Origin of the sequence: Edaphobacter paludis (assembly GCF_039993895.1) — a bacterium.
Lineage (GTDB): Bacteria > Acidobacteriota > Terriglobia > Terriglobales > Acidobacteriaceae > Edaphobacter > Edaphobacter paludis.
The window spans coordinates 3,621,518-3,641,945 of the sequence record NZ_CP121194.1; the positions used below are offsets into that span (position 1 = coordinate 3,621,518).

Sequence of the window (20,428 nt, forward strand, 5' to 3'; positions counted from 1 at the left end):
CTTTATTATTCGCTTAGCTACTGCTTTTATTATTAGTCGCCGGCTACGGTCTCTTCGATGCTATTGACGACCTCGGCCTTCGCAGCGGCTGGCTTGATGCCACCGATGGAGTCGAGCGCGATGAAGCCCGGGACTTCCTTCTCGCCCAGCACTTCCTTGCGGTAGAGCTTGGCCATCTTGGCGTTCTCGGCATCCTGCTTGATCTTCGCGTCGCGCGCCCGGATCTTCTCTTCGCGAGCGTTCTTGGCGACACCGGACTTCTCGAAGGTGTCGTTGGCAGCTGCGTTGACGTGAGCATCGTTGAGCACGAGGTCGTAGCTGGACTCCTTCTCCAGACCAACCTTCTTGCCGCCGGCGAAGATCTCGTGACGGCCATGCTCCTCGTACCACTTGGTCAGCGTGGAGGTCATGTGCATCTTCTCGATGATGTTTCTCCAGCCAACGCCGGTGTTGTACGCGCAGAAGCTGATCTCACCCTCTTGTGTGGCATAGGGGATGATGCACTGCTCGGTACGGCGGAAGTCGTAGTTGAACAGGTCCTGGAACCACATGCCGGCGATGAATAGGAAGTTCCAGCGGTCGTTGCGGCGCATCTTGATGTCTTCCATCGTGCGGTCCGCGGTGACTTTTCCGTAGTTCTTGCCAGTCGCGCCGAAGCTCTTGTCGAACTTCTGCAGCAGGTCCTTGATCTTGAAGTGGGTTGGCGCCTTCTCCGGCTCGTAGTTGCGCAGCAGGGCAAGCGTAACGCCGATGATGGAGAGCCATTTGCCGCGGGCGGCGTCATTGATGCGAGCGACGTCCTTGGCGAGGCGATCTGCATTCAGGAATGCAGTGACGGGCACAGCTTCCTTGGTTTCTTTGTCGATCATCAGCGCCATGCCGATACCGCAGTTCGGGTGGCAGCCGCAGGAGAGCTGGCCCCAGTCGTGATTCGGTCCATGCACCAGGTCGGCCCAATCGGCAAAGGTGGACATGAAGCTGATGGGGAACCAGTCGCGCGTCGGCTCGCCGAGGCCGGTCTGATTCTTGACGTCGTGCGCCATGTGGCTCAGCGTGTAGCGCTGAGCCTTGCGGCGCTCGTCGGAGATATCTTCATCGCGGCCAGTGAAGCTGACGGGCTGGAAGCTGAGGAAGTTGATCTTCTTGGGGTTGTCAAGTGCGAACTCGATGATGTTGCCAACCTGCTCGTTGTTGATGCCGTTGATGATGGTCGTCACTGGAACGATGTCGACGCCAGCCTCATGCAGATTGTGGATGGCCTGGAGCTTTACATCGAATGCGTTGCCGACCTTGCGGTGCGAGTTAGCCGCGTTGCCGATACCGTCAAACTGCAGATAGGCATAGCGCAGACCGGCATCAGCCGCCGCCTTGGCGAATTCCTTCGACTTGGCAAACTCGATGCCGTTGGTCGCTGCCTGAACGCTGGTGTAACCGACCTTGCGGGCATAAGCGACAGCATCGAGGAAGTACGGCGACAGCGTCGGCTCGCCACCCGAGAACTGCACGCTCATCTGCCGCTTGGGCTTGATGGTCACGGCATTGTCGAGCATGGTCTTGATCTCGTCCCACGTCAGTTCGTGGACGAAGCCGACCTGGTTGGCGTCCATAAAGCAGGGATCGCACATCATGTTGCAGCGGTTGGTCAGGTCGATGGTCAGCACCGAACCGCGACCGTGTGTAACTGTGGACGTGCCGTGATTGTGCAGCTTCTCGTCATTGTGGGCGCGGATGTCGCGGCCCGGGAAGACCTCTTCGAGGTGTTTAAAGAAGGCGGTGTCGATCGACATGACATCTTCAAAGTGGCCATGGATGGGGCAATCCTTCACCATCAGAATCTGGCCGTCGCGCTCGATGATCTGCGCCTTGATCTCGCCGACCTTTTCGTTGAGCAGAATCTCGTGGGGCAGCTTGCCGTCGACGATCTGCTGCCGGATCTCGGGGATGCACTTGGGACAGAGCGAGTCCGTCGTACGCGGCCAACCGAGTGGCGGCTTCTCTTTCTGATAGCTCTTCAGAAGGGGCTTGTCGCTCCACTTGGGTGTGAAGCTCGCATTGGGACTGATCGAGTTCAGCTTGTTGAACACAACCCAGCCGGCTTTTGCTGCCCGTGTGAGAGATTTTTCGAAAAACTTCGATGGCTTATTTGACATTATCTGTCTCCTGACAGTGCGGCCTGAAGCGGAAATTGTGCGTCGCTTCTTCCGGCGTATTCAACTCTTATGTCTTTCAACATAATCGACTCTTCTTTGGATGAGGAAGTACACATCCAGGTGCCTCGGTTGTGCCTTTTTCCTAACGGGCACAATAGGTTACGACGCTTTCAAGCGTACGGGTTTGTCTGCCGACTTTGAACATTTGTGCGTCGATTGGCGAGAATTTACATTGAATGGCGAATTTCAGCAGTGGGATCAAGCTCTAAAATCGAGAGAGACGATTCGCCTCCGTAAATTGATGTACCGTGGGCGGGCAATGCGTGAAATAAAATATTCAGTAACCAGGAATTGGGGTTGAGCCTGTCAATCGCTATCGATCCCGAAGACCAGCATGATCGGCAAGAGTCATTCGCGCCAGTTCCGCCCGCGTGGGTTACAGGGCTGGCATGGCTTCCCTTTGGAATTGTCGTCGGTTTCACCATTACGGCACTTCCATTTCTCGTTACAAGAATGGGCGTCAGTCTCGACCGCGCCGCCGCCATGAGTGCGACGGTGATGACGCCTACCTTCTGGGGATTTCTGCTCAATCCGATCCTCGACGTTGGGCTCACGCGGCGAGCCTATTGCTGGCTGACTGCCCTGGTTGCTGCTGGCTGCATGGCGTCGGGACTGTGGGTGCTTTCGCCAGCGCACCTTGGAGCAGCGACAATACTGCTGTTGCTCGGAGAGCTATCGATTGTGCTGTTTGGGTCGGCGCTCGGCGGCTGGCAGACGGAGTTTGTTCCTGAGCGAATGCGCGGCATGGTCGGCGGATGGACGAACGTCGCCAATCTCGGCGGCGGTGCGCTTGGCTCTCTGGTCGTCATGTGGCTGGCAACACGCATCGACATGCGGACCGATGCCCGCTGGATAGGCCTGGGACTGATGGCATCGATCTTGGCCGGACTTCTGCCTGCGCTCTGGTTTCCTTTACCGCACAAATCGAGGTTCAAGCTGAAGCAGATCTTTGCCGACACCATGAAGGCCACCTGGCAGGCGTGCAAACAGAGGGAATGTCTTGTGGGCTTCGCGCTCTTTATCGCGCCCGCGAGCGCCCTTGCCGCCATCAATCTCTTCTCCGGCATTGGCAGAGACTTTCACGCCAGCGATCACACCGTCATTCTAGTTACAGGAGCAGGCTGCGCCATTAGCGCATCCATCGGCTCGCTTCTCGGTGGCTGGGCTTCGCACCGATTCAATCGCGGCTATGTCTATCTTCTGTCGGGCATCGTCGGAGCCCTTTGTGCGCTCATCGTGGCCTTCCTTCCCCATGTGCCGGAAAACTTTGTCTGGCTGGCTTTGGCCTATAACGGTATCGCCGGAGTCAGTTATGCGGCGTTCACCTCGCTGTCCCTGCAGCTCGTCGGGCACGCCAGTCCGGTAGCGAGCACACAGCTTGGCCTTTTTTCCGCCTCCACCAATGGAGCGATCGTATTTATGACGGCGGCAGATGGCCTGGGCTACCGGCACTTCGGCGTGCGCGGTCTGCTGCTTACCGATGGACTGGCAAGTCTCACTGCTGCTATACCGCTTTTGTTCCTGGTACGGCGCTATTTGGGCCGCGCGCCTGAGCATTACCTCATTGACGATGCAGTACCGATCGAGCAACTGAACTAGAAGGGACCGGACTGCTGCTCGCTGGCAACCTGGTTGAGGATCCGCTGCACGAAGATGATGCGGATGCTGATGTGTTTCGCCACATCGGGCAGAAACTCTGTGATGAGATTGTTCGCGGGATCGGTCGCAAGCCCGGTTGCAACTCGCGCTATGGTGGACGACGGATCTGCATGAATGCCCGGCACATAAAGGTTGCTGAGCTCGGCACTGATGGGATAGCCCAACAGGTTAGCGTAGTTCGGCATGAGATTGCCTTCGTCACTACTTGCGACGAAGGTGCGGGCGACCGCGTGAGCAAATCGCCGCGGAATGCTGGCCCGGGGCATGCGGTAATAGCGCGGATCCTGGTGGGTAAGCGAAGGGATTAGAAATGCCCCGAAGAATTCTCCCGTTGCATCCTGCAGCAGGCTGACGCCGGTATTTTTGCCAAAGCCTTTCCAGCCCGGCCCATACGCCGTATGCGAGTCGACTCCGATGGTGAAGCCGGAGACAGCCACAATCGTCATCAAGTTGGCTGGCGTTGTCAGGTCGTGAATCGCAAGATATCCCTTCTGCTTCGATGTCAGCGGAATGATGACGCTCGTGTCTAGAAATCTCTGATAGGGATTGACCAGTTCGCTGCATGGGACACGGACCGGCTTGATCGTTTTGGACCGGGACGGGATATCGAGCATTGCGCGCCGCAGAGTGCATGGTTCCACACCGCTTCCACTGGTGCTTAACGAGGCTTCTGCCAGGGCAACTACATCCTGCTGCTGAATCCGGACCGCTCCCGGCGCATCCGGAAGGGCAGCCTCGATGGCATCGCTTTGGGCCCACGCCGCGGCGCCGGAGAGCGCAAACGCCAGAACCAGGAGAGATCGAATCACCGTTTGCCCCATCCGCAATCTTCTATAACCCCGGCGACGCGCGAATTACTCGCTCTTTTTGAGATGGGCCAGCTGTAGCGCGTCATTGAGAAATTCGCTAACTCCGAAACCAAGTGCAGACCCGCCCAGAGAGCCGCCAAAGATCTTCAACGTCTGGCTGGCTCCATGATTGAGCGTGGGATAGTAGGCATTCGACAGCGCTGCGCCCTCAAGATTTCCCAGAATCAATGACAGGTTCGGTGTCGCTTTGCCGCTGTCCGTCTTTGTAATCAGTACGCGAGTCGCGGCGTAGACGACTCGTCTCCCGATACTGTGGCCTCGACCCATCTGGTAATAGCGGGGGTCTTCATGAAAAACAGGAGCCATTACAGAAGTGCTGAGGAAATCCTCGGTACTATCGAGAATGGCAGCCGCTCCCAGTCGCTGTCCAAACGCTCCTCTGTCAGTGCCAAAGTTCGGAGGGCCATTGGTCAGATGCGAGTAGCCGGCCGCAGAGAACCATCCAGCTATGGCGAATGGAGTGACCATACCCCTTGCGCCCATCAAGAACTTATCCTTGGCAGTAAGTGAGGGTGCCTGCTCGGTGGGCAAAATAATGCTATCCAGACGAGATGCCATCCGCCTTTGTCCTGCCTTCTGCTGTGCAGAGGTGGGATCGAAGGAAGCGTCAGCGGAAGTGGAATAGTTTGCAGCCGCATCAACGCTACCGCCTAGCACTGCGCCAGGCGCATCAGGCAAAGTCAGCATTGCAGTCTGCGACGCGGCCTGGGCTAACGCGATGTGGGTCCCTACGACTGAAAAGCCAAGCGCGAGAAGCAATATGGACGAGCGTGCCTTGAAAGACTTTGAAAGACGTTTGTTGCGCAAAAGAAATAACCTCGAAGTCTCTCGGAAAGCAATTCGGAAAGTGGATGGACCAAAGGGACCGCATAGCGAAGCTAGATACCCCTGACTTAACAGACGCAATTGAGACTCAACAAGTTGCACCCGCAACGTGCTTGAACCCTGCGATATGGTGCCGTTACCACATCGGCACTATGCTGCGAATACCTGCAATCGCAGTTGACCATGCATTTTCATCGTCCGCATAATTACAGGAAGTGAGGTACGCGTATGTCTTTTGAAAACCCGACAGCCCACAAGCGACCCTGGGAGCAGCGCCTGCACGAGGCGGGAACCCGCGTCGAAGAAGACCTTCGCCGCTTTGTCACCTACTTCAACGATGAGATTGTGCCCGACGTCCGTCGCAACGGTTCGGAGGCCCTCCGCTCCGCGGCGGCGGAGTTGAACCGGTTGGCCCAGCGCATGGATGACCACGCCCCAAAAACACCGCCGCCACCTCCACCTCCGCCGCCGGGTGAGCCAAAGTCTTGACGCGCTCGCGTCTCGTCTCCGCCGCGATGCTGGCAGCTCTTTCGCTGTTGGCCGTGGGCTGTCACCGAGAGACGCAGCGAGCCTATCGACAGCCACCCCCACCTCCTTCCGTGGACACAACTACTGGTACCCGCTCCAGCAAAGGGCCCACCCGCAATCGAGATACAGAGACGACGCGCACTGCGCCACTACCTGACACTCATGGCAGAGCGGTTTTGAGCGAGGTCGGACTGGCAAGCTGGTACGGTCCGCCCTACGCCGGACGCAAAGGAGCCGACGGCACGGTCTACGACCAGAATGCGATGACCGCCGCTCACCTGACGCTGCCTCTCGGCACCGTCGTCCGCGTCACCAACCTCAGCACCAACCAGTCCGCTATCGTCCGCATCACCGACCGCGGCCCCTTCGTTCGCGGTCGCATCATCGACCTCTCACTTGCTGCAGCCAAGGCTATTGGCGTCTATCGCGCCGGGGTCGCCCGGGTGCGAGTTGAGGCATTCGCGTCAGCCACTCCTGAGGTGGCGGGGCGCTGGTGTGTTCAGGTCGGGGCCTTCTCCCGCGAGAAGGATGCAGTCAAGCTGAAGGACCAACTGAGCCGCCGTTACACCACCGCCAAAGTCATCGAGTTCGCCGGACCCACCGGCCATTGGGTCCGCATCAACCCGCTCCTGCCCGATAGAGCGCATGCCAACGAAGTCGCTGAGAGTATTCGCACGCCTGACCCCGCAGCACTGCCTTACGTTGTCAGAACCAACTAAACTCCCTGCAATGGTTGTCACTCAAGAGCAGGAAATAAACTTCAGCAACCGTAACGAAGGATCAAAACTTTCAATGACATTCTCAAAGGCGAACCCCGTCTTCCGTATCGTTCCCGTCTTCCTGTTGCTCTGCATGTCTGTACCGATGCTTGCCGCTTCCTCCGGGTCCAGCAAGTCCGCCCGCGCCCACGCCCATAAAGCAGTGGATGTGCTGCAACAGTGGTACACGCCCGAGAACGGTCTGTACCGCACGACCGGCTGGTGGAACTCCGCCAATGCAATTACCGCGCTCGCGAACTACAGCCGCATGACCCATTCAAAAAAATACCTGCCAATCTTCGCGAATACGCTGCACGTCGCGCAGACTGCGCACGGCGGTTTTCCGGGGTTCATCAACGACTACTACGACGACGAAGGCTGGTGGGCGCTGGCCTGGATCGATGTCTATGACCTGACAGGAAAAGCAGAGTACCTTCAGGCCGCGGGATCAATCTTCGACGACATGCAAAAAGGGTGGGATACGAAGAGTTGCGGCGGAGGCTTATGGTGGAGCAAGAAGACCCACGGAAAGAACGCAATCGAAAATGAACTCTTCCTCACTGTGGCAGCTTCGCTGGCCAATCGCTCGTCGACGCCAGAGCAGCGACAGAAATATCTCGCCTGGGCGCAGAAGGAATGGGTGTGGTTTCACGACTCCGGCATGATCAACGGCCAACACCTCATCAATGATGGACTGAATCTTTCAGACCCGGCGCATTGCACCAACAACGGCGCGAATACCTGGACCTACAATCAGGGAGTAATTCTTGGCGCTCTGGTTGAGTTGAATAAGGCCGCACCCGATCCGGTTCTTCCTGAAACCGCCTCGTCGATCGCACTTTCTGCAATCGACCATCTTAGCGATACTCAAGGCGTGCTGCACGAGCTGAATAAAGCACACACCGGCGGCGACGTTCCGCAGTTCAAAGGCGTATTCAGCCGCAATCTCATGCTTCTCAACAGCGCATTTCCCAACGACCGTTACCAGGCCTTCGCCAGAACCAACGCAGAGAGCATCTGGAATAAAGATAGAGATGCGGCTGATCATCTCGGTTTCTGGTGGGCAGGCCCTTTCGACTTAGCGGATGCATCCCGCCAGAGTTCGGCGCTGGATGCGTTAGTAGCTGCTGGTGTTCTCAATTCCAAACAGCATCGCTGAAACATTACTTCCCGATGTACTACTTACCATCGAGAGCAGGCGGCGGATAGTACGGCAGCTTCTGCTGCTCCTCGACACCTCGCTTGATGCCAACATCGTCGAATAGCAGACTCGGGGCAATGATCGTCTGCGGTATTGGGCCCAGTGAGTTCGATACATAAGGATCGTTACCCACCGCCACAATATCTGAGCGCAGGCTGCGGTTGTCCAGCTCATCGAACACCGCCCCGCGCATCAGCTCCCTGGTGCCGTCCGCATGCACGCGGTACAGCAAACGAGGTTCAAGCGGGCCGCCGAGCGTCTCGACGGCATACATATCGCGGCCCTGCTCCTTTGCCATCGCCAACAACCGCTTGTTCAGTTCGCTGACCGGAACCGCTTCACTCGACTTGACGATCAGCACACCGACACGCGAATGCGCAACCTGCCCCGGCGCGGACCGTCCATGCCCATTCGAAGCCGGAAAGTCCCTCACCGGTTCGCGTCCAATCAGATAATTCTCCAGAACGCCCTTCTCCACCACGTCGACCGACTGCGCGGGCACTCCCTCATCATCCACCGCATATGCCCCCAACACTGTCTTACCGGCGAACTTCGTCATCAGTGGATCATCCGTCACGTTCAATATGGCCGGCAGCACGCGCGACTTGTAGCTTGACGCATACGCGCCCGTCGCCCTCGCCGTTGTGCCCATCGCCGGACGGTCTGCCTCTATATTAGGCACGAAGAGATGCATCATCACATCCGAAACCGCATCACCGCTGAACAGGATCGGGCCGTGATAATCCTCTGCCGGAACCACGGGAGCCGCCTGCAGCGCCGACAAACTCTTCAGATCGTCGATCACGCGCTTGCGAAACAACGGCCACGTCTCCAGATCTTTCGCATCCGCAGCGGTCGTTCCGTTATCCCGGTCCAGCTGCATTCCATCCGGGGCCTGCCCGCCCACGCTGATGCCGGCGGCATAGCCTGTATATCCCTGCCTCACCACTGTTCCTTCGGTATTCACCAGATACCGGTTCACCGCCACAGCGCGCAGATTCGCAGTCGAATACTGCACCTGCTCTGCCGAAGCACGCACCTCCGGAGCGGTTTCGAATAGTCCGCTCGCTTCGATAATCCGCCGCTTCCATTCCTTGCGGTCGAGGTTCATCGCCACCAGCGGAGCCACATGCACTTCTGGTTTCGCTTCTGCGAAATCATGCTCCATCCGCGGAGCTTGAAACTGCTTCAGCGCAGCCTGCTTGGCGGCATACGATTGCAGAGCATTCTTATACGCCGTATCAGTCGCAATCCAAAGGGCATACCGCAGTGCCTCCGGATTGTTATCGCTGGGTGCAAGCGCGATCGTGCCGTCTCCCCGGCTGGTACTGCTGTCGATCACATAGTTTCCCACCCGAACGGACACACGCACTACGCGCTGGTGGTTCGACTCCTCACGAGTGAGCGCTCCGTAGTTGGCAATCGCCTCATAGCTGGTCAAATCGTCGAGCTGATATTCGATGAAGTAGGGCCGCTGCATTCCCGGCAGCACCAGCTGCGCCTTCTCGCGGGCCAGCTCGGTCTGCATCGCCCTCAACATCGGGTCGTCATTTGGCTTCTGGGCAACACTAAGCGTCGTAGAAAAAATGCACAGGCAGGATGCTGCCGCGAGCAGCCGGTATTTATGTAACCGTGATGAGAGCAAATAGTTCACTGTCCACCAACCTTTCCAACAGCATCCGCGCTGTTACCCGCGGTTGGCGGCGGCAGAATCGGCGGCCGGGCGTTCCCCTGCGCCTGCTTCTGCGTCTCGATTTCGCTCACCAGCATCGCCGGAGCGACCGCACTCACCGGAATGCTGCCCGACTCTGCGCCGCAAATCCCGTTGAATACCTCGGCCTTATCGCCAGTTGCTACAATCCGCGCCAACGCGGCCTGCGGCGTCCCTACAATACTCACTCCGCGTACCAGTTCATCCGGACGTCCATCCACGTAAACGCGATAGACCACCAGCGGAATCACCTGGAACGCCTGTGGCGAACGCCGCGTGGTTACGGCGAATCCAGACGAGATGTCCTCGAAATAAAGCCCGTAGGCTTTGCCCTGCTTCTTCGCCTCGGCGATCAACATTTGCCGCAGTTCAGCATCGTTGACCGTCTTCGAGGACGTGACGATCAGATTTCCCTGACGACCCGTCGGCATGCGTCCCACCTCGGCGCGGCCGTGTCCATTGCTGTTGGCAAAACCGGCAACGGGCTGCCGCGACATCAAAAAAGTCTCCAGCACACCATCTTTGATCAGATCGACCCGCCGAGCCTGCTGGCCCTCGTCGTCATAGTCATAGTGTCCGCTCAGCCAGGTCCCGTCGAACTTCGTTAACGTCGGATCATCTGAGACGCTCATAAAGCTGGGAAGAATCTGCTTGCCCATCAGCTTCGTAAAAGTCTGGCCCTCCTCGTCGCCCCGTTGCCGCTGCCCTTCCAGGCGATGCCCCAGCACTTCGTGAAAGAACACCGCCGCAGCCCTTCCGCTCAAGATCGCCGGCCCGTTATATGGATCGGTCACTGGAGCGACGCGAAGCGCCTCAAGACTCTTGCCCATCTCCGTGACCTTCGCCGCAAGCACCTTCTGACCGGGCAGATGGCCCGCCTCATCGGCCTCGAACGTCTCCGCCCGGAACATGTCCATTCCATCCGCCGCGCGGGTTCGACCCAGAACGATCAGACGGGCAACGTGGTTCGGCGTAGCAATTTTCGCGCCTTCCGAGGAGACAAAGTAGTCCGTCTCCGAACTCGCCTCAAGCGCCACCGTGTTGTAAAAGACGTCGGGATACTGCTTGAACAGCCCCGAGAGCTCGCGCAGCCGCGTCTCCCACTCAGTTCGATCGATCTTCAGCGGAGGCGCGAGTGGCAACAGCGCAACCTTCTCCTTCTCCCTCGAGAAATCCGGCGAGCCATCCTCTTCCTTCGCCCGAACCTCCTGATCCGTCTTCACCTTAAGATAGCCGTCCAGCGCCTTACCGTAGCCGCGGTTTGTCGCAAACCAGAGGCTCCGCGCAATCGCCGCACCATCGTCGGTCAGCGGTAGTGGAATGGTAGTAAGCGCGCTGTTGCGGTGATCTCCGTGGGTGTTGTCCTCGGCAGGCGTGCCGATGCGGATCCGCACATCGGCAAACCGGCGATGGCTTGCGTTCGAACTTGTGATTGCCCCAAACTGAGCCCCAATGCTGGCCTGTTCGGCGTCGGAGACCACATAGCTCATGAAATAGGGTTTCGGCTGCTGCCCCGCATTATCCGTGCTGCCCAGCGAATTCATCGCACGGTGTAACTCCGACTCCATCGTATCCACCAGCGCGCTGGAAGCCTGCGCCGCCTCCGTATGGGCTTCTGCCGCTGCAACCACCTGCCCGGGCAAACCCATTCCCAGCATCACAAGACCGGCAAGTCCAGCACCGGCAGTCACTACTCTGTGTCTCTTCATTGGAAAGAAAACTCGATTCACACGCAAAATTCAACTGAAGCAGAGTGTAGCGGAAATGAGTCCACTTCGGCTTCCATCGATTGATCACGCTTCTGCGTAGCACCCCAAGCGGGTTGTAATCACCCCACCTAACCGACTCTTTCACGGTCTTTTGTCCCTCTTGCACGCCGGATAGACACGTCCGCATTGCGTCCATGAAGTTCGCAAAAAAATAAATCTTTGCCAACCTAACCGCTGCCCAAACCTGTTGTCTAATCGGGCAATGAACGAAGGCGATGCAGAAGCGATTCAGCAGATACTGGCTGGCAACAGAGACGCCTACCGCGTTCTCATGGATCGCCACTTCTGCACCGTCCATCGCATCACCTTCCGAATTACCGGCAATCAAGCCGACGCGGAAGAGGCAGCGCAGGAGGCGTTCCTCCGCGCTTACAACAAGCTCCCCGGCTTCCGTCACGACGCTTCCTTCTCCACCTGGATCACGAGAATTGCCATGAATACCGCCCTCAATCTCGTCGAACGCCGCAACCGCGACCTCTCACACTACGGTCCTCGTATCGACGACATACCTTGCCCCACTGAGCAAACCGTTCAACTGGTCGACTCTCATCCCGGTCCTGAACGGCAGCTCCTCGACCGTGAAGCCGCCACTCTTCGCAACGACGCACTCGCCACTCTTACCCCCATGGAACGGACCGCCTTCACGCTTCGTCACATGGAAGACCTTCCCATCGCCGAGATAGCTACTGCGCTCAACGTCCCCGCCAACTCGGCCAAGCAGGCTGTCTTCCGTGCCGTCGCCAAGCTTCGGCGCTCCCTCGCTCCCCTCGCAGGAGGCCTGTCATGACCCACTTCTCCGAAGAAGACCTCATCGCCTATCAGCTCCACGAAAGCTCCAACGAGGCCGTCATTCAGCGGCATCTTGAATACTGTCCCGAGTGCGCAGCTATTTCGGACTCCATCGCCGAAACCCTGCGTATCTTCTCCTCCGATCCGGTTCCCGCTCCCGATCTCGATCGCAACTGGCAGCGTCTCCGCGGCAACCTCTCGGTCCTTACACCCGAACCGCGCCGCCGGTTCTTCCCTCGATTTACGCTCTGGCCGGCTGCGGGTCTCGCTGCTGTGGCGCTGCTTGTATTTGTCTTCGTTGGCATTCATGTGACTCGCGACCGTGACCACATCGCCGCTCTGCTGCCCGCGATCGACCGCGTCAACCATCCCAGCACAGCGATCAACGGGCACGGCCCTCTGACGACCGAGCCTACGGACCCGGCCATTGCCAACCATCTTGACGCCGCCGAGCGTCTTCTCACCGAGGTCAACCACGACTCCGGCTCGCTCGACCCTGCAACCCGTGCCGAAGCCCACAACCTGCGGCTTAGCAATGCTGTCTATGTCCGCACCGCACGCGACCACGGAGACCTCGCTCAGGCCGCGGTCCTTGACGATCTTGGCCGTGTCCTGACCACGCTCGACAACGAGCCTCCCGCGCACCACACTTTGCAGCTTCGCCTGGAGATGAACACCTCCGGCCTGCTGCTCGACATTCGCATTCTCCGCCAGAACGACAACCTTCAATAAGGAACCGCCATGACCCCCGCAATCATCACGACAAAAAGAATCAGCATCAATCTTCTCTCCCCAGCGCTTCTGCTTGCCTTCGCAGTGGCACAGCCGTTGCATGGAATGGTCTTCTCGCCCGCGCCTCTTCCCGCAACCGCGGCCAATGACAACAGCCCCTACGCCATCGGAACACGCGCCATGAACGAACATCGCTGGCAGGAGGCCATCCGTGCGTTCGACAAAGTGATCGCCGCAAAGGATAAGCGTTCCGATGCCGCGCTTTATTGGAAGGCCTATTCGCTCAACAAGCTCCAGCACAGCTCCGATGCCGCGGCAATCTGCAACACGCTCCACGCGCAATACCCCAATAGCTCATGGAACAAAGACTGCGATGTTCTTTCCATCGACAACAACGACATCCGCATCAATCTCAACGACAAGATCACGCAGGACATGAACATTCATGTCCATCCTGATATTCACATCGACCCTATCGTCATCCCCGACATCAATGTTGATATAAAGGACAACCCGGACATCAAGATCCTCGCTCTCAACTCGCTGCTCAATCAGGACCCCGCCAAGGCGATCCCGGCACTCCGCAATATCCTCAACGGCGATCAGCCCATCGGGGTCAAGAAGCATGCCATCTTCGTGCTCGCCCAAAGCAAATCTCCCGAGGCCCAGGCCATGCTCCACGACGCCGTCACCGGCAAGATGGACCCCGAACTCCAGCGTCAGGCAATTATGATGATGGCGGTCTTTCAAGGGAAGCGGGACAACGATACCCTCGCTGAGGTCTACCACACCACTTCAGACCGTCAAACCAAGCGATCCATCATCTCCGCCCTCTTCATCACACAGGATGCGCCGCACCTTGTAGAGCTGGCCCGGAGCGAGAAAGACCTCGATCTCAAGCGCTCCATCGTCTCGCAACTGGCCATCATGCATGACAAGGCAGCGACAGACTACATGATGGAACTCCTCAGCAAATGACCCGGTCCGCCTCCGCCCTACTTGTCCTCCAGCGGCTTTCGGGCGAAGTAGTAAAGGCTGAACGCCAGCAGTGCAAACATAATCACGCTGACCCAGTCGTGGTACAGCGGGTTATGGTCGCTGAAGCGTGGGATGGTCTTGTCGGTGGCTGCTTCGTAGAGCCGAGCCGCCACACCCATAAGGCCGACGATGCCGCCCGCCGCGATCAGGCCTGAAGCGTAGAGCGAACCGGAGCTGATCTCAGATTCGGAGTCGAGGGCGGGAGTAACACTGGTGGGAACAGGCAGGCCGGTGTCAGGGTCGATCTCTTCGGGATTAGTGGCGGCCCGTTTTTCGAGAGCGCGGTCTACCATCCAGCGCATCACGCCGCCGACGAAGATGGCAAGCGTAGTAGCGATGGAGAGATAGGCACCTACGGCAAAGGTCAGACTGCGAATGCCGAGCAATTCGATGCAGATGACCAGCGCTACCCCCAAGAGGACCAGTCCCCACGGAAGTTTGCGCGTGAGGATGCCGTTGATGACCGTCGCCATGAGACGGCCTTGCGGCGCGGCGGCTTTTTCGCTGCCGATACCCTGAATCCACTGGATTTCAATCTGATGGGTCTGCGGGTTGTAAAGATATTTTCCGTCCTCAAGCGTAGAGGAACCGATGGCGTTGAGCAGGATGAACTGGTGGGCGTTGGAAACGTCTTCGCGCGTAGGGTTGTCGGTGTTATGCGACGTGAGCGAGAGGTGGTCGCGCTTGAAGTTACCTTCATTCTGAACGCCGTCGGGTAGGGCATTGAGCGAGAAGACGATGGGTTTCTGCATGCGCTGGAAGGTTTCAAGTCCGGTGTTCATCGCCTTAAGCGTGGTCCCGATTGAAAACAGGGAGACGATGACGCCGATCATGATCGCAAGTTGCTGCTTCCACGGAGTCGCACCGATGAGGAAGCCAGTCTTGAGGTCCTGCGAGGTATCGCCGGCATTCGAGGCGGCGATGCAGACGATGCCGCCAATGGTGATGGCAAGCGCCCCAAAGGCGGGAGCAGTCCAGCCACGGACGAGGAAGATGGCCGCAGTGGCCATCAAAGTGGCAATCGTCATGCCAGAGACCGGCGAAGCACTGCTGCCTACAATGCCGACGATGCGGGCGGAGACGGTGACGAATAAAAATCCGAAGACGATGACGAGGACGGCGGCGGAGAGGTTGGCCAATGCTCCGACCTGCGCGCCGGGGACAGGGTGGAACTGGAGGAACGCCCACATCAGGATCACCAGCAGCGCACTGCCTCCGAGGACGACGGGCATGGGGATGTCGCGCTCGGTGCGGATGGCTTTGGCAGTAGCTAAGCCGGATTTATTGCCAGCGCGGTTTTTGCCCATGCTGCCGAGACCTTCGGTCAGCGCGGAGACGATGGTTGGCGCTGTGCGAAGCAGAGTAATGAGTCCGGAGGCCGCAACGGCCCCTGCTCCCATGGGGCGGACGTAGGTGCTCCAAAGGTCCGAGGGCGTCATGTTGCTGATTAGCGTGGTGCCTGGGTAGATGGGGCTGGTGAGGTGCGAGCCGAAGAAGTAGATCGCGGGCATCAGGACCAGCCAGGAGAAGACTCCGCCGGCCAGCATAACTGCGGAGACGCGCAGGCCGATGATATAGCCGACGCCGAGATACTCGGACGTGCAGTCTGCGCGGATAGCCGAGCCTTTAAGCAGATGCTGGGCGCCGAGGTTGGGCTGGTAGTCGGGCTGCGAGGGCCAGAGTGAGAAGAGGTTGTCATTCTGGAACAGGGTGTAGAGGCCGCCGAGACCCAGGCCGAGAAAGACCCGGCTGGCGAAGGAGCCACCACGTTCACCGGCTTCGAGGACGTCGGCGCAGGCGGTGCCTTCGGGATAGGTGAGGCTTCCGTGCTCCTCAACGATAAGCTGGCGGCGGAGCGGAATCATGAACAGAACACCGAGCCAGCCTCCGAAGAGGGCAAGGGCGAAGATCCTTGTACTCTCCAGATCAAAACCTAAAAAAATCAACGCGGGAAGCGTGAAGATGACTCCCGAGGCGATGGACTGGCCTGCATTTCCGGTGGTCTGGACGATGTTGTTTTCAAGGATGCTGGAACGTCCGAAGGCGCGCAGGATGCTGATGGAGAGAACCGAGATGGGGATCGACGCCGCAACGGTGAGCCCGGCGCGAAGGCCGACGTAGACGGTAACCGCTCCAAAGAGGACACCGAAGAGACCGCCCAGGATGAGGGCGCGGGGGGTAAGCTCGCGGGGAGATTCGCTGGCGGGAACGAAGGGTTGGTAAGTGGTTTTAGTGATGGTCGGTGTTGCCATTCTGTGATTATCCCCGCTGGTAAAACAATGTGTCCGGCTGGATGGGAGTTTATCAGTGGGGACGAGATGGTGGGCGGGTCAAGATACCTCACATAAAGCGCAGAGCGTTTTCTGGCACGGGACACTTGTTCACAAGGAATTGATTGGCGTGATGCCAGACTCGGGACTATACTGCGGGCATGGCGCGGTCCGAGGGACCTGGAGCGCCGGCGAGTGAGGTGCGTCTTCAGCGAATGCTTGAATGACAATGCGCTCGAAAGCCGTACCGGGGGTCCACCCGGTGAGCCGCTTGGTTCTCAAACCAGGGTGGCGTTCGATGGAAATGTGATGTCGCGATTGCTTCAACGGCCGGGACGGGTGGTTCGGGCTGTCCTCGATGATTTCGTAACGACTGTATTTCCTGCTGATTGCAAGGTTTGTGATGGACCGCTGCTTCGAGCGGGAATGACGCCTGTTTGCGATGATTGCCTGGGTGGAGTGGCGGCGCAAACGGCGACGCTTTGCGGACGTTGTGGGGAAGCCCTTGATCTGGAAGGTGTTCGGTTTGCCGGACAGTTCCCTGCCGAGGGACTGCTTTGCTCGCCTTGCCGAATGGTGCCTCCGGAGTTCGAACGGGCGGTGGCCTATGGGATCTATCAGGATGGATTGCGCGAGATGGTGCATCTGCTGAAGTACGAGCGGATGAGCGCTGCGGCGGGTCCGCTTGGGGGAATGCTGGCGCGGGCAGTGGAGATGCTGGAGAGCGAGTCCGCCAGAGAGTTGATGGTCGTTGCGGTGCCTCTGTTTCCTTCTAAGGAGCGTCAGCGTGGATACAACCAGGCCATGCTGCTGGCAGATGCGGCAATAGCTGAGCTAAAGAAGACCCGGCCAGAGTGGAGGCTGCGGGCGGCACATGGCGTGATTCAGCGTGTGCGCGATACGGAGAGCCAGTTTGCGCTGACTCCGCGTGGCCGCAGACGCAATCTGCAAGGGGCATTTGCGGTGCGGAATAACGCGCCGGTCGCGGGACGCGAGGTTCTCCTGATCGATGACATTTATACGACCGGAGCGACAGCACGGGAGTGTGCGCGAGTCCTGCGGCGAGCGGGAGCGGCGAAGGTCTGGGTCGCAACGCTGGCTCGGGCACAGCGGGAGATGGTCGAGCTTTGGGATACGAAGTCATGATGACTTGAACCGGAGGGCAGGAAGATGCAATCGGCGAAGACACGGAAGCAAAGATTGACGGGAAACCGGCATGCCGGACATGGAAGCTCCCATGCCAGCGGACGGCTGGTGTCGGATGTGGATGTGCGGATCGGCGTCTTCCGACAGCCGGCGATGCAGACTCCGGTGCTGGTGCTGAATGCAAGCTACGAACCAATCAATATCTGCGGAGCGCGGCGGGCACTGGTGCTGGTGCTGAAGGGAGTGGCGCGCACGGAGGAAGAGCAGGGCGCGATTCTGCACGCGGCGCGGGTGAATATAGCCATGCCGAGCGTGATACGGCTCCTGGAATATAGGCGGATTCCGCACCAGACGCGGGCTTTGAGCCGCAAGAATATTCTGCTGCGAGACCGCAATAGCTGCCAGTACTGCTCGGCTGTGCTGACGGCTGGCGAGTTAACGCTGGACCATGTGATTCCGCGTTCGCGGGGCGGTCTTTCAACGTGGGAAAATTTAGTCGCCTGCTGCCATGACTGCAACCGCAGGAAAGGCAACCAGTTGCTGCATGAATTAACAGACATGAAGTTGCAACGCGAGCCTCGGCCGTTCAGTCTGCATACTTCGCGGCACATCATGCGGATGATCGGCAGCGCGGATGCCGCGTGGCGGAAGTATCTATACTTTGAGGCGGGTGACGCGGCTTAGGGCTTTTTCCGTTTACATATTGCGGATGCTTCGGGCCTGTTTCTGAGGTACCCCCACCCTGTACTTAAGGTTCTAAAGTCTTCTATCTAAAGAAGATAATCTGTAAGGTCTTGCATCTAGAAGGGTTAGCGTAAACCATTGATTTTGAAATGGTTAAGATGCCCTTTTTCGGGTTGAAGGTGCGGTCGATCTGAACCCCGGTCAAGCTTTGTGAATCAGAAATCATTGGGTTGCTTCCACTGTTTTCAGTGTAATGAATCGGGTGGAACTCTTTTGCACTTTGTAGAGTTTTATTTTTCGGTGTAAGCCTCTATTTTTCTTTCGTTTGCGAGGAGCAGCCAAGATTGTGGGACTTGACACATCAGGCTGCGCCGTTGGCACCTTGAGGGATGCAGACTCCACAGAAGGCCACAAGTTTGGAGATTATCTCCTAAGTTTTTAGTTGACAAGCGACTTGACTCCGGCATAATGTCCTAACTCATTAGGAGATGGGCCATGGGCGAGCAGGATAAAGAGGGTTTGACGAAGCTGGAGTTGCAGATCATGCAGGTGATCTGGAGGCGGGGCACGAGCAATGTTGGCGAGGTGCAGGAGGGGCTGGAGCAGCGGCTGGCCTATACGACCGTGCAGACGATGCTGAACATTCTGCACCGCAAGGGCAAGCTGAAACGCAGCTTGCAGGGGCGGGCCTATGAGTACAGCGCGACCGTGACCGAGGCCAGGGCGGTGAGCCATGCGCTGCGCGACATGGTGGACCGGATGTTCGGTGGATCGAGCGAAGAACTGGTGATGAGCCTGATCAAGAGCAAGCAGCTCGACGCGAAGAAGATCGCCGAGTTAAGCCGCAGGTTGGAAGAGATCGAAGAAGGCGGAGACGGAGAAGGGGGTGAGCGATGAGAGGCCTCGAGGAGTTTGTGCTGGGGTATCTGGTGAACTCGCTGTGGCAGATCCCGTTGATCTGTCTGGCAGGCTATGGCTGCGCTCGCCTAGTGCGGCGCATGGGGCCGCAGGCGGAGCAGTGGGTCTGGGTGACCTCGCTGCTGATCGCGGCTGTTCTTCCGGCGTGTGGTGTTCCCGGAGTCTGGATGCGGCATGGCTTTGGCGCCAGCGGAACGGCGACGGGAACAGTTCAGGTGGAGGTGGGGAGATTCACGCAGAGCACCGGGACAGCCCTGCATCTGCCGCCGGGACTGCGCCATGGAGCGACGATCGTTTATCTGGGGTTTGTGCTGTTCTTCTGCGGACGGCTTATCTGGGGACTGGTGCAGAGCGAAGGTCTGCGGCGCGGTTCGCGGAGGCTTTCGCTGACCGGCGATTCGCAGGTCACCTGGGAGCGCTGTTGCCGAATCTTCGATCTGCGCGATGTGGAGATTGCGAGTACGCCGCTGATTGCAGGTCCTCTGACGCTGGGCTTTCGACGGCGAACGCTGCTGGTTCCTCCTGACTTTATGGAGACAGCGGAGGCGAGCGATGTGGAGGCCGCGCTGGGGCATGAGCTCGCTCACATGCAGAGGCGCGACTTCCTGAAGAACATGCTTTACGAGCTGATTTCGCTGCCGCTGAGCTATCACCCGATGACGCGGTGGCTGAAGGCGCAGATACGGCAGAGCCGCGAGCTGGTGTGCGATGCGATGGCCGCGGAATTTGTAACCACAAAGGAACGCTATGCACGGTCGCTGCTGCGGCTGGCTTCACTGATGCTGAAGCAGCCGCAGACCATCAACATTCACGCCATCGGAATCTTCGATGCCAACATTCTGGAGAGGAGAGTTATGAGCCTGATGACGAAACAAAGAGAGACAAGAGGGCTGCTGCGGGCGGGTTTCGCAGCGGTATGCGTTCTGATTGGAGTGGCGACCTGCGGTTCGGCGCTCGCGCTGAGGCTGGATGTGAATGAACCGCCGCCTGCTGCGACTGCGGCTAACGCGCCCGTGAATGTGAAGGGGGCAATCATGGCTGGAAGTAGAATTGGCGGCGAAAATCCTGTGTATCCCGCGCAGGCAAAGGCCAACAAGGATACCGTGGATGGCACCTGTAGCCTGAAGGCGATCATCAATAAAGACGGAGTCGTCAGCAATCTGCAAGTGATAAAGAGCCTGCGAAGTGACTACGATGAAGCCGCGATGAAGGCGGTGAAAACGTGGCATTACAAGCCGTTCCTGCTGAATGGAGAACCAACAGCGGTAGAGACGACGATTAATGTCACGTTTACCTTGGGGAGTTGATGGGTGAACAAGGT

17 protein-coding genes are annotated in these 20,428 nt (G+C 58.4%); 11 read left to right on the top strand and 6 right to left on the bottom strand.

Annotated elements, in window-relative coordinates; all coding sequences use genetic code 11:
* Positions 1 to 32 precede the first annotated feature (32 nt).
* A complete protein-coding gene (locus P4G45_RS15085; RefSeq protein ID WP_348267302.1) occupies positions 33 to 2,150 on the bottom strand; it encodes a radical SAM protein in 2,118 nt (705 codons plus the stop codon).
* A 357-nt stretch (positions 2,151 to 2,507) separates the two neighbouring features.
* On the opposite strand from P4G45_RS15085, the gene P4G45_RS15090 reads away from it, so the two are divergent.
* On the top strand, positions 2,508 to 3,809 hold the full coding sequence (locus P4G45_RS15090; protein ID WP_348267303.1) for an MFS transporter: 1,302 nt from the start codon (positions 2,508 to 2,510) through the stop codon (positions 3,807 to 3,809).
* Here P4G45_RS15090 and P4G45_RS15095 read toward each other — a convergent pair.
* On the bottom strand, positions 3,806 to 4,678 hold the full coding sequence (locus P4G45_RS15095) for a hypothetical protein (RefSeq protein ID WP_348267304.1): 873 nt from the start codon (positions 4,676 to 4,678) through the stop codon (positions 3,806 to 3,808). The two genes, P4G45_RS15090 and P4G45_RS15095, sit on opposite strands and share 4 nt — an antisense overlap.
* Before the next feature lie 45 nt (positions 4,679 to 4,723).
* The gene (locus P4G45_RS15100) at positions 4,724 to 5,425 is read right to left on the bottom strand and encodes a hypothetical protein (RefSeq protein ID WP_348267305.1); all 702 of its coding nucleotides are present in this window, start codon (positions 5,423 to 5,425) and stop codon (positions 4,724 to 4,726) included.
* A 366-nt stretch (positions 5,426 to 5,791) separates the two neighbouring features.
* On the opposite strand from P4G45_RS15100, the gene P4G45_RS15105 reads away from it, so the two are divergent.
* From P4G45_RS15105 to P4G45_RS15115, 3 genes are all read left to right on the top strand, one after another.
* Positions 5,792 to 6,052: a hypothetical protein gene (locus P4G45_RS15105; protein ID WP_348267306.1), complete on the top strand. Its 261-nt coding sequence runs from the start codon at positions 5,792 to 5,794 to the stop codon at positions 6,050 to 6,052.
* Positions 6,049 to 6,810, top strand: coding sequence for a septal ring lytic transglycosylase RlpA family protein (locus P4G45_RS15110; protein WP_348267307.1), 762 nt, complete (start codon positions 6,049 to 6,051; stop codon positions 6,808 to 6,810). The genes P4G45_RS15105 and P4G45_RS15110 overlap by 4 nt, the downstream gene beginning before the upstream one ends.
* Positions 6,811 to 6,883: 73 nt before the next feature.
* A complete protein-coding gene (locus P4G45_RS15115; RefSeq protein ID WP_348267308.1) occupies positions 6,884 to 8,008 on the top strand; it encodes a glycoside hydrolase family 76 protein in 1,125 nt (374 codons plus the stop codon).
* 19 nt (positions 8,009 to 8,027) lie between these two features.
* Here the strand turns inward: P4G45_RS15115 and P4G45_RS15120 are convergent, their stop codons facing one another.
* Together P4G45_RS15120 and P4G45_RS15125 are read right to left on the bottom strand one after the other, a co-directional pair.
* Complete coding sequence (locus tag P4G45_RS15120; RefSeq protein WP_348267309.1) at positions 8,028 to 9,578, bottom strand: metallopeptidase TldD-related protein; 1,551 nt, start codon at positions 9,576 to 9,578, stop codon at positions 8,028 to 8,030.
* A 122-nt stretch (positions 9,579 to 9,700) separates the two neighbouring features.
* Positions 9,701 to 11,470, bottom strand: coding sequence for a metallopeptidase TldD-related protein (locus P4G45_RS15125; RefSeq protein ID WP_348267310.1), 1,770 nt, complete (start codon positions 11,468 to 11,470; stop codon positions 9,701 to 9,703).
* 262 nt (positions 11,471 to 11,732) lie between these two features.
* Here P4G45_RS15125 and P4G45_RS15130 point away from each other — a divergent pair, with 262 nt between their 5' ends.
* The 3 genes from P4G45_RS15130 to P4G45_RS15140 are packed head-to-tail and all read left to right on the top strand — an operon-like array spanning position 11,733 to position 14,029.
* Complete coding sequence (locus tag P4G45_RS15130; protein WP_348267311.1) at positions 11,733 to 12,317, top strand: RNA polymerase sigma factor; 585 nt, start codon at positions 11,733 to 11,735, stop codon at positions 12,315 to 12,317.
* Entirely contained in the window at positions 12,314 to 13,051 is a 738-nt protein-coding gene (locus tag P4G45_RS15135; RefSeq protein WP_348267312.1) for a hypothetical protein, read from the top strand. Before P4G45_RS15130 ends, P4G45_RS15135 begins: the two co-directional genes overlap by 4 nt.
* Before the next feature lie 9 nt (positions 13,052 to 13,060).
* Complete coding sequence (locus tag P4G45_RS15140; protein ID WP_348267313.1) at positions 13,061 to 14,029, top strand: HEAT repeat domain-containing protein; 969 nt, start codon at positions 13,061 to 13,063, stop codon at positions 14,027 to 14,029.
* A 17-nt stretch (positions 14,030 to 14,046) separates the two neighbouring features.
* On the opposite strand, the gene P4G45_RS15145 is transcribed toward P4G45_RS15140, so the two are convergent.
* A complete protein-coding gene (locus P4G45_RS15145; protein WP_348267314.1) occupies positions 14,047 to 16,341 on the bottom strand; it encodes an OPT family oligopeptide transporter in 2,295 nt (764 codons plus the stop codon).
* 444 nt (positions 16,342 to 16,785) lie between these two features.
* Between P4G45_RS15145 and P4G45_RS15150 the strand changes: the two genes are divergently transcribed.
* From P4G45_RS15150 to P4G45_RS15165, 4 genes are all read left to right on the top strand, one after another.
* Positions 16,786 to 17,505, top strand: a complete 720-nt coding sequence (locus P4G45_RS15150) for a ComF family protein (protein ID WP_348267315.1) — start codon at positions 16,786 to 16,788, stop codon at positions 17,503 to 17,505.
* Positions 17,506 to 17,529: 24 nt separating this feature from the next.
* On the top strand, positions 17,530 to 18,189 hold the full coding sequence (locus P4G45_RS15155) for an HNH endonuclease (protein WP_348267316.1): 660 nt from the start codon (positions 17,530 to 17,532) through the stop codon (positions 18,187 to 18,189).
* Between the two features lie 495 nt (positions 18,190 to 18,684).
* Positions 18,685 to 19,086 carry a BlaI/MecI/CopY family transcriptional regulator gene (locus P4G45_RS15160; RefSeq protein ID WP_348267317.1) on the top strand — a complete coding sequence of 134 codons (402 nt, stop codon included), beginning with the start codon at positions 18,685 to 18,687 and terminating at the stop codon, positions 19,084 to 19,086.
* Complete coding sequence (locus tag P4G45_RS15165; RefSeq protein WP_348267318.1) at positions 19,083 to 20,414, top strand: M56 family metallopeptidase; 1,332 nt, start codon at positions 19,083 to 19,085, stop codon at positions 20,412 to 20,414. The genes P4G45_RS15160 and P4G45_RS15165 overlap by 4 nt, the downstream gene beginning before the upstream one ends.
* The last annotated feature ends 14 nt before the right edge of the window (positions 20,415 to 20,428 follow it).